General features: G+C 68.0%; 15 protein-coding genes. 8 read left to right on the top strand and 7 right to left on the bottom strand.

All coding sequences use genetic code 11. The features are described 5' to 3' along the window. Positions 1 to 200: 200 nt before the first annotated feature. Positions 201 to 929 carry a DOPA 4,5-dioxygenase family protein gene (locus ACX9OT_RS17495; RefSeq protein ID WP_049401742.1) on the bottom strand — a complete coding sequence of 243 codons (729 nt, stop codon included), beginning with the start codon at positions 927 to 929 and terminating at the stop codon, positions 201 to 203. A 165-nt stretch (positions 930 to 1,094) separates the two neighbouring features. On the opposite strand from ACX9OT_RS17495, the gene ACX9OT_RS17500 reads away from it, so the two are divergent. Beyond that, the gene (locus ACX9OT_RS17500) at positions 1,095 to 1,922 is read left to right on the top strand and encodes an isocitrate lyase/PEP mutase family protein (protein WP_277778240.1); all 828 of its coding nucleotides are present in this window, start codon (positions 1,095 to 1,097) and stop codon (positions 1,920 to 1,922) included. Between the two features lie 73 nt (positions 1,923 to 1,995). Here ACX9OT_RS17500 and ACX9OT_RS17505 read toward each other — a convergent pair whose 3' ends face one another. After that, positions 1,996 to 2,529: a hypothetical protein gene (locus ACX9OT_RS17505; protein ID WP_049401740.1), complete on the bottom strand. Its 534-nt coding sequence runs from the start codon at positions 2,527 to 2,529 to the stop codon at positions 1,996 to 1,998. Between the two features lie 126 nt (positions 2,530 to 2,655). Between ACX9OT_RS17505 and ACX9OT_RS17510 the strand changes: the two genes are divergently transcribed. Further along, a complete protein-coding gene (locus ACX9OT_RS17510; protein ID WP_277778241.1) occupies positions 2,656 to 3,252 on the top strand; it encodes an NAD(P)H-dependent oxidoreductase in 597 nt (198 codons plus the stop codon). A gap of 16 nt (positions 3,253 to 3,268) precedes the next feature. Next, positions 3,269 to 3,862, top strand: a complete 594-nt coding sequence (locus ACX9OT_RS17515; protein ID WP_049401738.1) for a TetR/AcrR family transcriptional regulator — start codon at positions 3,269 to 3,271, stop codon at positions 3,860 to 3,862. A gap of 5 nt (positions 3,863 to 3,867) precedes the next feature. On the opposite strand, the gene ACX9OT_RS17520 is transcribed toward ACX9OT_RS17515, so the two are convergent. Beyond that, positions 3,868 to 4,662: a D-alanyl-D-alanine carboxypeptidase family protein gene (locus ACX9OT_RS17520; protein ID WP_277778243.1), complete on the bottom strand. Its 795-nt coding sequence runs from the start codon at positions 4,660 to 4,662 to the stop codon at positions 3,868 to 3,870. 120 nt (positions 4,663 to 4,782) lie between these two features. On the opposite strand from ACX9OT_RS17520, the gene ACX9OT_RS17525 reads away from it, so the two are divergent. Beyond that, the gene (locus tag ACX9OT_RS17525; protein ID WP_459003032.1) at positions 4,783 to 6,330 is read left to right on the top strand and encodes an alkaline phosphatase; all 1,548 of its coding nucleotides are present in this window, start codon (positions 4,783 to 4,785) and stop codon (positions 6,328 to 6,330) included. On the opposite strand, the gene ACX9OT_RS17530 is transcribed toward ACX9OT_RS17525, so the two are convergent. Further along, positions 6,327 to 6,512, bottom strand: a complete 186-nt coding sequence (locus ACX9OT_RS17530) for a hypothetical protein (protein ID WP_049463275.1) — start codon at positions 6,510 to 6,512, stop codon at positions 6,327 to 6,329. The two genes, ACX9OT_RS17525 and ACX9OT_RS17530, sit on opposite strands and share 4 nt — an antisense overlap. 98 nt (positions 6,513 to 6,610) lie before the next feature. On the opposite strand from ACX9OT_RS17530, the gene ACX9OT_RS17535 reads away from it, so the two are divergent. Beyond that, entirely contained in the window at positions 6,611 to 7,510 is a 900-nt protein-coding gene (locus tag ACX9OT_RS17535; protein ID WP_049463274.1) for a LysR substrate-binding domain-containing protein, read from the top strand. 72 nt (positions 7,511 to 7,582) lie between these two features. Here ACX9OT_RS17535 and ACX9OT_RS17540 read toward each other — a convergent pair whose 3' ends face one another. The 3 genes from ACX9OT_RS17540 to ACX9OT_RS17550 all read right to left on the bottom strand — a co-directional run bounded on the left by ACX9OT_RS17540 (position 7,583) and on the right by ACX9OT_RS17550 (position 10,333). Beyond that, complete coding sequence (locus tag ACX9OT_RS17540) at positions 7,583 to 8,299, bottom strand: ABC transporter substrate-binding protein (protein WP_049463273.1); 717 nt, start codon at positions 8,297 to 8,299, stop codon at positions 7,583 to 7,585. Between the two features lie 62 nt (positions 8,300 to 8,361). After that, a complete protein-coding gene (locus ACX9OT_RS17545; RefSeq protein ID WP_049463272.1) occupies positions 8,362 to 9,885 on the bottom strand; it encodes a carotenoid oxygenase family protein in 1,524 nt (507 codons plus the stop codon). Positions 9,886 to 9,910: 25 nt separating this feature from the next. Further along, positions 9,911 to 10,333 carry a DUF2141 domain-containing protein gene (locus ACX9OT_RS17550; protein WP_049463271.1) on the bottom strand — a complete coding sequence of 141 codons (423 nt, stop codon included), beginning with the start codon at positions 10,331 to 10,333 and terminating at the stop codon, positions 9,911 to 9,913. A gap of 156 nt (positions 10,334 to 10,489) precedes the next feature. Here ACX9OT_RS17550 and ACX9OT_RS17555 point away from each other — a divergent pair, with 156 nt between their 5' ends. From ACX9OT_RS17555 to ACX9OT_RS17565, 3 genes are read left to right on the top strand one after another with little or no spacing between them, the layout of a single operon-like run. After that, positions 10,490 to 11,590, top strand: a complete 1,101-nt coding sequence (locus tag ACX9OT_RS17555; protein WP_049463270.1) for a sensor histidine kinase — start codon at positions 10,490 to 10,492, stop codon at positions 11,588 to 11,590. Continuing rightward, complete coding sequence (locus tag ACX9OT_RS17560) at positions 11,587 to 12,225, top strand: response regulator transcription factor (RefSeq protein WP_032129575.1); 639 nt, start codon at positions 11,587 to 11,589, stop codon at positions 12,223 to 12,225. The genes ACX9OT_RS17555 and ACX9OT_RS17560 overlap by 4 nt, the downstream gene beginning before the upstream one ends. 22 nt (positions 12,226 to 12,247) lie before the next feature. Then, on the top strand, positions 12,248 to 12,619 hold the full coding sequence (locus ACX9OT_RS17565; RefSeq protein WP_032129576.1) for a VOC family protein: 372 nt from the start codon (positions 12,248 to 12,250) through the stop codon (positions 12,617 to 12,619). Positions 12,620 to 12,718: the final 99 nt, after the last annotated feature.

Consider the following 12,718-nt stretch of genomic DNA (forward strand, 5'->3'; position numbering starts at 1 on the left):
GCCGTGCAGCTGGGGGATGCGTGCACGTAGGCCGACGATGGCGGCAGGCCGGGCGATGACCGATGCCGCAACGGGCTGTGATGCGGTAGATCCACGCCATGCGTGGATGACGGAAGTTCGGTGCGCAGCAGGCTACGCACCCACCGAGGGGCAGCCCAGGGTGCGCTGCACGCCACCCACCGCCCCCGCCACGCACCCGCTCACGTCTCCAGCGGCACCGTCGGCACCACGTTCGGGAACACCTCCTCCAAGGGCTCCCGTTCCCCCGGCTTCGGTGCCGGCCAGTTGTAGGCGTTCACCGGCTGCGCGCGGTTCACCCACAACGCGTAATACAGATGGTCGGCGCGGCCATCACCGGTATTGGGGTGGATCAGGATGGTCAGGCCCAGGCTGTTGAGCTGCAGCCAGGGCACCAGCACCGGCAGCAGGTCGTTGGTGAAGCCGAAATAGAACGACGGGGTGACGTGCGGTCCGCGTGGTTCCAGGTTCCAGTTGCCCAGCTCCACCGGGAAGCGCTCGGCCGCCCAGCGCCGCAGCAGTGCAGCTTTCTCGAAGCTGTCCTCGTCGAAGTAGATATGCGCGTGATAGCTCTTGATGTCGGTGTAGGCACGTGGGGTCGCGGGCAGGGTGGCCTCCCCGGGACGCACGCTGGCCGGGCGCGGGGTCGGTTCGCTGGCGGTGACTTGGCCCCAGGGGCTGCTGCCCTTCACCGGCGGCGGGACGATGGCACGGAAGCCTGGGCGCCCGGGTTCGGTGGTGTTCACCGTGCTTTCGCCGCGCGGGGCTGCGGCGGCGGTCGACGCACTGGCCAGGCCGCCGGCGGCCAGACCGGCCGATGCGATCAGGCGGCGGCGTGTGGGAGAAAGCAGGTCGGCCCAGTGGGCGTCATCGTCGCCGGCGTCGATCAAGGTCAGCGGGTCCGGGTGCATGAAGGGCTCCGTGGCGGCATCGTGTGGGCAGGCAAGCACGCTCGGGCACCTGCATCCACAGCGTCCAATAAGCAGGTGGCATCACCTCATGCAGGTTTGCGCCGTCGTCGTTGAGCCCGGCTGCAGGGCGGGCTAGGGTGCAGGTCTGCCGCCCCGGAGCCCGCCATGACCTCGCCCGATGCCGATACCCAACGCAAGCGCGCGGCCTTCCGCCAGCTGCATGCAGCAGGGTGCTTCGTACTGCCCAATCCATGGGACGTGGGCAGTGCGCGCTACCTGCAGCGGCAGGGCTTCCAGGCACTGGCCACGACCAGTGCCGGCTGTGCCTGGAGCGAAGGGCGGCCGGACGGAGCGGTTTCGCTGCAGGCCACGCTGGACCATCTGCGCCTGATGGCGGCAGCGACGCCGCTGCCGTTGAACGCCGATTTCGGCGATGGTTTCGGTGATACGCCGCAGAAGGTGCAGGAGGCGGTGGCCGCGGCGATCGACACCGGCATCGCGGCGTTGTCGATCGAGGATGCCAGCGGCGTCGCCGATGCACCGCTGCGTCCGATCGATCAGGCGGTGGAGCGTCTGCGCGCTGCCCGTGCAGCCATCGACCGCGCGGGCGGCGACGTGCTGCTGGTTGGCCGTGCCGAGAACTTCTTCGTCGGCGTGCCGGATCTGCCGGACACCCTGCAGCGCCTGCGCGCCTATGCCGAGGCCGGTGCAGACGTGCTGTATGCACCAGGCATCAGCACGCGCGAGCAGATCAGCGCGGTGGTTGCCGCCGCAGGGTCGAAGCCGGTGAACCTGCTGGTCGGTGGGCCGACACTGCTGCGCCTGCAGGACATCGCTGCTCTCGGCGTACGCCGGATCAGCCTGGGCGGTGCGCTGGCCCGTGCTGCATGGGGCGGACTGATGCTGGCGACACAGCCGATCGTGCAGGACGGACGCTTCGACGGCCTGCAGCAGGCGGCTTCCGGGGCCGCGTTGAACGCGCTGTTCCGTTGAGCGAAATCCCGGTGCAGTCCCAGACCAGCAGGGATAGTAGATCCACGCCATGCGTGGATGGATGCGCCTGCGATTACAGCGCTTCCATCCCACCCTTGGGCAGCGTCACCCCAGGCTCCAACGCTGGCAGCAGTTGCCGCAGCAGCGCGGGATTGTCCAGCAACGCAGCACCGTCAATGAAACTCCATTGGGCTGTGCCGACGCGGCGCACGGCGAGCATGAACGAGGTGCTGCGCATCGGCGCCTCGCGCACGCGCAGCAGCGACTGGCGTGGCACGAAGCAGACTTCCTCATCACCGGCTGCATAGGTGTGGCCCGGCACGCCGGCCTCGTCGCTGATGATGGTGACCCCGGCCTTGCGCAGCTCTTTCAGGGTGTCGCGAGTCATACGCGCATAGGCCTCATCGCCCCCGGCCAGGCGCTTCAGGCTGGGATGGGTTCGGGCGATGATCAACTCGGCATCGCCGCGGGCGAATGCGCCCATCATCGCCTGCACGTCCTGACGCAATGCGGCTGAGTCTTCCGGACTGAGCTCACCGGCCAGCGCTGGCGCAACGGCCATTGCCATCGGCAGGGCCAGCAGAAGGGCGAGCAGGTATCGGTGCATCGTCGGGTATCTCAGCGGGAACCGCCGCACTATACGGCGGATGCGGAAACAGCGTCCCACGCATGGCGCTGGTGTCCCGGGCGTCATTAACTACTATTGGTAGGTAGTGAATTCCGGACATCCCCCATGCACACCCTCATCGTTACCGCCCATCCTGAATCCGCCGCGTTGACCCATGCCATCGCCAGGCGCATCGGCGAAGCCATCACCGCAACGGATGCCGCCAATACCGTGACCCATGCCGATCTGATGGCCGAAGGCTTCGATCCGCGCTTCAACACGCACGACCAGGCGCTGTTCCGTGGCACCGGCGCACCTCCAGCCGACGTCGCCGCCGAGCAGGCGCGGCTGGATGCTGCCGACACGCTGGTACTGGTCTACCCGCTGTACTGGTGGTCGTTCCCTGCGCTGCTGAAGGGCTGGATCGATCGCGTGTTCACCCAGGGCTGGGCCTACCAGGACGGTGCAGACGGCAAGGTGCAGAAGAAGCTGCAGCGGTTGCGCGTGCACCTGGTCGGCATCGGTGGAGCCGGCGCGGACATGATCGAACGGCGCGGTTACGGCGCGGCGATGAAGACGCAGATCGACATGGGCATCTTCGACTACTGCGGCGCGCGCGTGCTGACGTCAGACCTGCTGCTGGATGCCGATACCGGTGCGGCCGAAACGCATCTGCAGACCGCGCTGGCGATCGGCCGTAAAATCGGAACTCCGATGCACTGATCGCCGTGTTCCGCCGATGCCTGCCAACGCCGCTCCCACGCGCCGCCGATTGACCCGCGAGCAACGCGCCCGCCAGTTGCTGGACGTGGCCTGGGCGCTGGTTGGCGAAGAAGGCACCGACGCGTTGACCCTGGGTCGGCTGGCCGAGGCCGCGGGCGTGACCAAGCCGGTGGCCTACGATCACTTCGTGACCCGCAACGGCCTGCTGGCCGCGCTCTACGATGACTACGACGGTCGCCAGACGGTGGTCTTCAACGAGCGCATCGGCCGCGCACGGGCGCAGTTGGCCGATCGTGCGGCGGCCATCGCCTCCGGCTACATCGACTGCATCCTCAGCCAGGGCAGTGAAGTGCAGGGCATCCTCGCCGCGCTGGTGGGCGCGCCGGAACTGCACGAGGTGCGGCGGCGCTACCAGCAGGATTTCATCGACAACTGCGATACCTGGCTGGGCCCGTTTGCTGCCGACGGCACGGTGCCACTGGCCGGGCGCTGGGCGATTCTCGGTGCGGCCGAAGCCCTGTCCGAAGCCGTGGCAGCAGGCGCGCTGGACAAGGCCGCAGCCGAAGCCGAGCTGCAGCGGCTGATCGTGGCAACGGTCAAGCGGCGCTGAGCCGCTCAGGCGTCGGCGGTGCTGTCGGCCAGCGCCGCGAACCCGGCGGCCAGCCGCTCGCGCACAAGGGCATCGCGTGCGTCGCGGCTTTCAGAACCCAGCACCACGGTGATCAGGCGCACCGGCTGATCCCGCCCGGGCACTGCCCGGCAGGCGGTGGCGGCCAGGCAGAAGCCTGCGGCCTGGGTGTAGCCGGTCTTCAAGCCATCCACGCCGTCATCGCCAAGCAGGGCGTTCTGGTTGCTGCGGCTGAAGCTGCCGTGCGCGAACACGCGCTGCGCGGTGATCGCCAGGATCTGCGGATGATCGTTCAACAGGCAGGCGGCCAGCACCGCCATGTCGCGCGCGCTGGACGCATGGTGCGGGGTGGTGATGCCGGACACGCTGGCGAACCAGCTGCTGCGCAGGCCGAGCTGGCGTGCGTGCCGGTTCATGCGCTCCAGGAACGCAGGCTGTGATCCGTCCAGATGGCGCGCGATGGCCAGCGCCGCGTCATTGCCGGAGACGATCATCAGTCCTTCCAGCAGGCGCGCGAGGGTGACTGTTTCACCGGGCACCAGGCCCATGCGCGTTTCATCATCGGCCACCGCGTGCACATCCCCGGCGGCGATGGTGACCGCTTCGTCCCACGCGCCTCCGTTCTCTTCGACGCATTCGTACGCGGCATAGGCGGTCATCAGCTTGGTCAGCGAGGCCGGTTGCCTGGCGATGTCCGCGTTGTGCTGGTGAATCACCGCGAACGTTGCCGCATCGAGGGTGATGGAGGACAGCGGTGCACGCGCGGGAGCAGGAGACGGCATGGAAACGAGGATGGCAGTGGGGGCCTGCAGGATAGTGTGCAGCGGCTGCACGAAGCTGCAATATTGCAACGATATAACGTATCGTAATTGTGGGCCGCCGATGGCCCGACGGGACACCCGATGACTGCACGCATTCCACGCCGCTGGCTTCATTCTTCGTTGCTGCTCGCGCTGGCCGCACTTGGCGGCTGCCAGCCCAATCTGCGCGCCGAGGCTGTTGCTTCCGGCCCAGCGCGCCCGCACAACGTGATCGTGATGATCAACGACGGCGCCGGTTGGGGCACCTGGGACGCCGCCGCCTACTGGCAATACGGCGGCCGCGAAGGGGCCCCGTATGCGGATTTTCCGCAGCGCCTGGCGGTAACCACCTTCCCGTTGAATGCCAGCAGCCAGCCGACCCGCGACAACGCACAGACCCTGGGTTACGACGCGGGCAAGGCCTGGGATGACACACCGGTTCCTGCGCAGGACCTGCCGTTTGCGGGCTACCAGTACCTGGCTGCGGTGGCTACCGACAGTGCGGCGGCGGGTACCGCGTTGTCCTCGGGCATCAAGACCTATAACAACGCCATCAACTTCAACAACGATGGCCAGCCGATCGAGTTCAACACGCTGCGCGCCAAGCGGCTGGGCATGGCGACCGGTGTGGTGACTTCGGTACCGTTCGCGCATGCCACGCCGGCCGCGTTCGCGGCGCAGAACGAATCGCGCAACAACTATCACGCCATCGCCCATCAGATGCTGGCACAGGGGCATATGGACCTGGTGATGGGCACCGGAGGCCCTGGCTACAGCGTTGATGGTCGCGCCTGTGACGAGAGTGCCGGCACGGCCAAGGCCGAGGGCTGTGCGAACCCGTGGGAATGGGTGTCGCAGCAGGATTGGCAGCAGCTGGAAGCGGGCAGCACCATCGGCGGCAATCCGTCGGGGCCGTGGCGCCTGATCCGCAGCAAGGAAGCGTTCGCCGCGCTGGCGCAGGGACGGTTGCCGGCCGACCGGCCGCTGATCGGCGTGCCGCGCGTGGCCAACACGCTGCAGCAGGCGCGCCAGCTGCAGGTGCTGGGCAAGGATGCGGCCACGCCTTCCGGTGTGAGGAAGATCGACAGCGTGCCGGATCTTGCGACCATGACCCGTGGCGCGCTGCAATTCCTGCAGCAGCGTTCGTCCAACGGCCTGTTCCTGATGGTGGAAGGTGGCGCCACCGACTGGGCCGCCCATACCAGTGCCTGCGGCACTGAATGGCACTACGGCCAGTGCAGCGACCAGCCGCAGTACGGCCGGCTGATCGAGGAAACCGTGGAGTTCAACGACGCGGTGACAGCAGTGATCGAGTGGATCGAACGCAACGGTGGCTGGGAGCGCAACCTGCTGATCGTCACCACCGACCACGACAACAGCATGCCGATGGGCCCGGATGCACAGAACGTCGCCTTCGAGCCGGTGCGCAACAACGGCCGTGGGCGCATGCCCGGGATCAGCTTCCGTCCCACCGGCAACCATTCCAATGCGCTGGTGCCGTTGTGGGCCAAGGGCGCGGGCGCGGAGCTGCTGGGCCAGCGCGTGCGGGGCGTTGATGCCGGCTACCGTCAGCACGTGCGCTGGAACGACGGCAGTTACATCGACAACACCGACGTGGCTGCGGCGGTGCAGGAAGCGCTGCAGCGTTAGGGGTGTGCCGGCCGCTGGCTGGCAGCTGCAGGTTTCCCGGTCGGCGAGGTTGCCGGCCAGCGGCCGGCACTACCGGGGGCGGTGCTGGGCGGCGGCGTCGGCGACGGGCTGGCCAGCTGGCGTGCCAGCTCGACACTGGCCACGTGGCCGTGCAGGAACAACAAGCCGCTGAAGATGTTCATGAGCGTGCCTCCACTTGAGTGGATTGCACGATACGGGCAGCATGGACGGGCAAAAAGCGACATTTCCGCAAGCATGCCTTGAGAGGAATTCAAGCCTGATGTCCCGCCCTCCGCTCCATGCCCTGCAGGGCTTCGTGGCTGCTGCCCGGCTCGGCAACCTGTCGCGTGCCGCTGCGTCGATGAATGTGACCGTCAGTGCGCTCAGCCATCAGATGCGGCAGCTGGAAGAACGGCTCGGGCAGCCGCTGCTGATCCGCCAGCCGCGTGGTGTCACCCTCACCCTTGAGGGGCAGCGCCTGCTCGACCAGGTCGGACCGCATCTGGATGCGATCAACGAAGCCTTCCAGCCCTATGCCGCACGTGCCGAGCACGTGCTGACGATCAGCGCGGTGCCGTCGATGGCGTCGGCCTGGCTGGTGCCGCGCCTGGGTCACTTCGTGGCCGAGCATCCACAGATCGAGATCAACCTGCAGTCGAGTGAACGCCTGATTGATTTCGAGCGGCAGCGCCAGTTCGACGCCGCGCTGCGTCTGGGCAGCGGGCAATGGCCGGGCCTGGTGGTGGAACCGCTGTTCGACGAGTGGCTGGTGCCGATGGCGAGCCCGGCGCTGATCGAACGCATGGGCGGCATTGACCGTGTGCCGTTGACCCGGTGGCCGCTGCTCGGTGATCCGGATGGCGCGTGGGGCGCCTGGTTCGCGTTGAGCGGGCAGAGCCCACCGTCGCGTTTCGTGGCGGTGCTGGATGATTCGGAGGCGCACCATCGCGCCGCTCTGGATGGCGTGGGCGTAGCGCTCGGGCGGGTGACGCGGGCGCGGCTGCTGCTGGATTCGGGCCAGCTGGTTGCACTGTCCAGCCAGCGCCTGAAAACCGACTGGCCGCATTGGCTGGTGTACCCGCAGCGCTCGGCCAGCCATCGCGGTTTCCTTGCGTTCCGCGACTGGCTGCACGCGCAGGCCGCCGAGCACGTGCGGCACATGGCAGACGCACATCTATAGCGTCGAGCCATGCTCGACCATTGCATCTGGATCTGTAGCGTCGAGCCATGCTCGACTGCTGGTGCTCTACAGTCACCGAACCAGCGTGACCGCCTGCCCGGCACGCGCGAACGCTGCCTCAAGCAACGGGCCTGCCTTGATCGCCTCCACTTCCTCGAACAACGCCCGCAATGCATCGGCCGGGCGTGAGGCCGGCGCCGCCACTGCCTGCTGGATCGCGGTGAAACGGCCGGCCAGCACACGGTGGCCGGGATGCACCTGCGCCCATGCTTCCAGCGGCTGGCGTACACCGGCGGCGGCATCCAGGCGCTGCTGATCGAACAGGGTGATGGCCGCCGCCGAGGTCTCCGCCCGCTCGATCGTGGCGTGGCGCAGTTCGCGACTGAGGAACAGGTCATAGGCCGCGCCACGCCCCACCGCGATGCGCAGCCCCTCGCGATCCAGGTCGGCCACCTGCTGCGCAGGGCTGTCCTCGCGCACCAGATAGGTGCCTTCGATCTCCACATACGGAGCACTGAAGGCAATGCGGTCGGCGCGTGCCGGATCGATGGCCAGGAAGGCCAGATCCCAGCCGTCTTCGCCTGCTGCCTCGACCACCGAGGCTGCGGCATCGTGGCAGGTGAAGCGAGCCTGCACCCCCATCCGTTGCGCCAATGCGGTAGCCAGTTCCAGTGAGGGGCCGCGCGGTGAGCGCGCATCGCCCTGGGCCAGCACCGGGTTGCCCAGGTTGATCGCCGCGCGCAGGAAACCGTGTGGTGCCAGCGTACTTCGGTGGTCGGCCAGGGACATGCGGGACTCCACGGGGCAGGGGAGACCCAGCATGCCAATAACGGTGTCCGCGTGGCGTGGAATCAGCCGCGCGCGGCGAAGGTGCCGTGGAAGCCCAGTGGTACCGCATAGGGCAGCCAGGCCTGTGCCAGCGGACCGTCGTCCAGGTGGCGGGCATCGAGCACCGCCAGGCCGCTGCGCTTGTTCACCGGGTCAAGCAGGGTGCCGATCAGCCAGCCATCATCGGCGTTGCGGCTGCCCGGGCGCGGTACGAACACATGCTCTTCGGCCATGATGTCCGGGCCATAGTTCCACAGCTGGCGGCGCCCGTGCTCGATGTCGAACGCGGCCACGGCGTTGAAGTACGGCGCATTGGCCGTGCCGTCGATGGTCGGCGCATACAGCCGTGCGCCACGTGTGTTCGCCGAGCGCGGGTCGAACAACGGGAACTCCACTGCGCTGATGCCCAGCGGCTGCCAGCGGGCCTGGCCACGACGCAGGTCCAGATGCAGCTCGACCAGGCTGGCGCCACTGTTGGCAGCGTGTGCGCCATCACCGGCCATCGCTTCCTTCATCGGCGAGCGCGCCTCATTGATGTCGTCGTGGCGCACTGCACGCAGCACGATGCCGCCATTGCGGGTGAACGCATCGCCGAAGTGGTAGATCGCCGCGAACGGGGCTTCGAACCACTGCGCCTTGTCCGGCGCATCCTTGGCGACCACCGCGATGCGTACGGGACGCTGCGGTGCGAACTGCATGCGCTCGAAGAAGCTGCCGCCTGCGCCGGTGAAATCGAACGGCATCATCACGAACACCAGGTGCTGGTCGGTCATCGCGAAGGCATGCAGGTAGCCATGCTCGGGTGTTTCGATCACATTGGCGCTGCGCAGCTGGCCGTTCGCACCGATGTGCCAGACCAGCAGGCCATGGCCACCCATCAGGCTGATCGAGCCGAAGTTCCAGACGCTGCCGTCGCGGTCGCGCAGCGGGTGCGCCGAGAACGGCAGTGCGGCGAGGTCCGGACGCCAGGTCACCGGACCCAGCGTCTGCAGGGAATCGGGGTCTACTTCGAATGCCGAGCCGGACTCGCACAGCGCGAACAGGCGGCCATTGATCATGGTTACCGAGGTATTGGCCACGTTGGCATCGTCGTTGTTTCGAACTGCCAGCGCACCGGGAACGCTGGTGCCGGCAGCCGGATACTGGAAGCGGCCGGCCTTCTGTTCACGGGTGAATTTCGGCGTGGCGACCATGCGCCCGTGATGGGTCAGGCTGCCATCACCATTGAAGCGCCAGCCATGCACCATGCCGTCGCCGTCGAACCAGTGGTCATAGCGGAAGCCATCGCGCTCGGTCCACGCCGGGCCGTTGCGGTACAGCGTACCGGCCAGGCCTGACGGCAGCTTTCCCTGCAACTGCACGGTGGTCGGGCCGAGGCTTTCGCTGCCGACGCTGCGCCAGCCAAGCAGCCACGGGTGTTCCTGCATGCCCTGCGCGAACCGCGCCGGGTCGCCGGCGAAGGCGGGAGCGCTGCGCAGCGCGGTGGCGCCCAGGGCCAGACAGGCACTGCTGCTGAGCAGGGTACGAAGGAAGCGGCGACGGTCCATGGTGGCCTCGGGTATGGATGCGGAATCAGCGCAGGGTGATGTCGATGGCGGTGCCGGCGGCCGGCACGTCGACGCGCGCCTCGTCGAAGGTCGGCTTGCGCATCACCTGCGGGTTGTTGCTGAAGCCGTAGCCTTCCACCGGCATCCCGACCAGGTTGGTGTCGAGCTTGCCGTTGTCGTTCTCGTCGTGGGTGAGCAGCACGGCATAGCTGCCGGCCGGCACGCCCTTGAACGTGAAGTGGGCGCTGTCGCCGCTGGGCGCCGCCTGCTGGGCCTGCACGGGCTTGGCCTTGCCGTCCCAGGCGGCGGCGTTGCCGACCAACGCAACGCGCAGGGTGCCGGTCTGCGCGCGGACGTCGTGCACGGTCACGGCCAGGTCGGCGGCGTGGGCACTGCCGGCCAGGGCCAGGGCAGTCAGTGCGGTGCTGAGCAGGGCGGTGCGGATCATGGCAGTGGCTCCGGAAGTGTGTGTGGCGGTGTGGAGCCAGTCTGCGTGGGGCGCTGCACCGGGTTCAGGGCCAGTGGTCATCGATTCGACGTGCCAGAAGTCACTTTCTGCGCCGGACCCATTGCCGCCGGCGTGCGCGGCCGTCAGCATCTGGCCATGCCCAGCCTGTTCCGCCATCTGTTGCGTCCGCTCAGCCTTGCCGGCCTGATCACCGTGCTGGTGGTCGGCCTGTCGTTCGCAGTGCAGCGCAGTGGCGCCGGGCTGAGCCTGCTGTTGCTTGCTGTGTTCCTGCTGCTGTTCGTGGTGCACGGCTGGGCGTCGATGCCATCCCGCGTGCGCGCCGCTGCTGCGGTGTTGCAGGCGCTGCTGGCGGTTGTGCTGGTTGCGCTGCAGCCGCGTACCGGTACCGCCCCGGTGCTGCTGGTGGTGCTGGTTGCACAGCTGGCCGAACACTGGCCGCCGCGCTTCGTGCTGGGCGTTGCGCTGCTGGCCAACCTGGCGGTGTATGCCGTGCTCCGCCACAGCGGCTTCAGCCAGCCGCTGCTGGTGGTGTTGCTGTATGGCGGTTTCCAGGCCTTCGCCGCGCTGACCGCGCACTATGCCCGCAGCACGGCGCTGGCCCGCGACGACCTGGCCCGGGTCAACGCCGACCTGCTGGCCACCCGCGCGCTGCTGGCCGACAGCGCACGCGATGCCGAGCGCCTGCGCCTGGCGCGCGAGCTGCACGATGTGGCCGGGCACAAGCTCACCGCGATGCGGCTCAACCTGCGCGCCCTGGCCGCAGACCCTGCGCTGGCCGGCCGCGAAGGGCTGGTGCTGGCCGAACAGTTGTCCGGCGAGTTGCTGGCCGACATCCGCCAGGTGGTGCAGTCGATGCGCGATGATCGCGGCCTCGATCTGGCCACCGCGCTGCATGCGCTGGCCGCACCCTTCCCACGACCGAAGCTGCAGCTGCAGATCGGCGACGGGGTGCGCGTGGCTGACCCGTTGATGGCCGAGACCGTGCTGCGGCTGGTACAGGAGGCCCTGACCAATGCCGCCCGGCACGGCAATGCAGACACCGTGTGGTTGACGATCAGTGAAGAGGAATCCCAGTTGCGTATCGATATCCGCGATGATGGCCAGCGCGCCGAACGCATCCGCGAGGGCAATGGCATCGCCGGCATGCGCGAGCGCCTGGCGGCCGTACAGGGGCGGCTGGAGTTGGCCCGAACCGCGCAGGGCGGCATGCATCTGACCGCGCGGTTGCCGGCATGAGCCCGGCCGCAATCCGCGTAGCGCTGGCCGACGACCAGGCATTGGTGCGTGCAGGCCTGCGTGCGCTGCTGCAGGGCCTGGGGGTGGACGTGGTGCTGGAGGCCGAGGATGGCCAGGCCCTGCTGGATGCGCTGGATACGCAGCGCGTGGACGTGGTGCTCAGTGACATCCGCATGCCAGGGCTGGATGGGATCGAGGCACTGCGCCAGCTGCGCGCGCGCGGCGATGCCACGCCGTGGCTGCTGCTGACCACCTTCGATGAAAGTGATCTGCTGCTGCGCGCCAGCGAGGCCGGCGCACAGGGCTTCCTGCTCAAGGATGCCGCGCCGGCCGACCTGCGCGAGGCCATCGAACGCGTTGCCGCTGGCGAGACCCTGCTGCTGCCGGTCAGTACCGATCCGGTGCGCGCGCGTTACCGCTTCCACGATGAAGCGCCGCCCACCGATACCTTCGGCGAACGTGAAGTGGCAATCCTGCGCCTGCTGGCCGGGGGCTACAGCAACAAGGAGATCGCGCGCAGCCTGTTCCTGGCCGAGGGCACGGTGAAGAACTACGTGTCCGCCATACTCGACAAGCTGGGCACCCGCGATCGCACCCGTGCAGTGCTGAAGGCGATTACCCTGCGCATCATCTGAGTGGACGTGGCAAGGAATGTCAGTGAACCCGATCCTGCATGTGGAAATCCCGGCCAGTGACCTGGACCGGGCCATCACGTTCTACCAGCGATGGCTGCAGGTTGCGGTGGACGAACCCATCGTGCTGCACGACTGCCGGATGGCCTATCTACCGTTTTCCGATGAGGCCGCCGGTGCCAGCATTGCGCTGGTGCACGGCGCGGACTATCTGCCTTCCGAGCAGGGCGCGCGCATCTACATCGGCGTCGGTGACCTGGATGCCAGCCTCGACCGTGCGCTGCAGGCCGGAGCCGAGCTGCGCTTCGGCCCGGCCGATGCCGGCGATTGGCGCGTGGCCGAGATCCGCGACAGCGAAGGCAACCGTATCGCATTGCAGGCGCGCACAGCGCCGTAACGTCAACGCTGCGGTGCGCGCATCTGTAGAGTCGAGATCCTATGTTCGTGGTCAAGCCTGCTGGAAGCAGGCTTGACCCACCTTCAGCATGGCCGGATC

This window comes from Stenotrophomonas genospecies 3 (assembly GCF_054473855.1).

Excerpts from the sequence above, each read along its gene's own strand:
- ACX9OT_RS17495 (WP_049401742.1), bottom strand. The coding sequence starts at position 929 with ATGCACCCGGACCCGCTGACCTTGATCGACGCCGGCGACGATGACGCC.
- ACX9OT_RS17500 (WP_277778240.1), top strand. The coding sequence starts at position 1,095 with ATGACCTCGCCCGATGCCGATACCCAACGCAAGCGCGCGGCCTTCCGC.
- ACX9OT_RS17505 (WP_049401740.1), bottom strand. The coding sequence starts at position 2,529 with ATGCACCGATACCTGCTCGCCCTTCTGCTGGCCCTGCCGATGGCAATG.
- ACX9OT_RS17510 (WP_277778241.1), top strand. The coding sequence starts at position 2,656 with ATGCACACCCTCATCGTTACCGCCCATCCTGAATCCGCCGCGTTGACC.
- ACX9OT_RS17515 (WP_049401738.1), top strand. The coding sequence starts at position 3,269 with ATGCCTGCCAACGCCGCTCCCACGCGCCGCCGATTGACCCGCGAGCAA.
- ACX9OT_RS17520 (WP_277778243.1), bottom strand. The coding sequence starts at position 4,662 with ATGCCGTCTCCTGCTCCCGCGCGTGCACCGCTGTCCTCCATCACCCTC.
- ACX9OT_RS17525 (WP_459003032.1), top strand. The coding sequence starts at position 4,783 with ATGACTGCACGCATTCCACGCCGCTGGCTTCATTCTTCGTTGCTGCTC.
- ACX9OT_RS17530 (WP_049463275.1), bottom strand. The coding sequence starts at position 6,512 with ATGAACATCTTCAGCGGCTTGTTGTTCCTGCACGGCCACGTGGCCAGT.
- ACX9OT_RS17535 (WP_049463274.1), top strand. The coding sequence starts at position 6,611 with ATGTCCCGCCCTCCGCTCCATGCCCTGCAGGGCTTCGTGGCTGCTGCC.
- ACX9OT_RS17540 (WP_049463273.1), bottom strand. The coding sequence starts at position 8,299 with ATGTCCCTGGCCGACCACCGAAGTACGCTGGCACCACACGGTTTCCTG.
- ACX9OT_RS17545 (WP_049463272.1), bottom strand. The coding sequence starts at position 9,885 with ATGGACCGTCGCCGCTTCCTTCGTACCCTGCTCAGCAGCAGTGCCTGT.
- ACX9OT_RS17550 (WP_049463271.1), bottom strand. The coding sequence starts at position 10,333 with ATGATCCGCACCGCCCTGCTCAGCACCGCACTGACTGCCCTGGCCCTG.
- ACX9OT_RS17555 (WP_049463270.1), top strand. The coding sequence starts at position 10,490 with ATGCCCAGCCTGTTCCGCCATCTGTTGCGTCCGCTCAGCCTTGCCGGC.
- ACX9OT_RS17560 (WP_032129575.1), top strand. The coding sequence starts at position 11,587 with ATGAGCCCGGCCGCAATCCGCGTAGCGCTGGCCGACGACCAGGCATTG.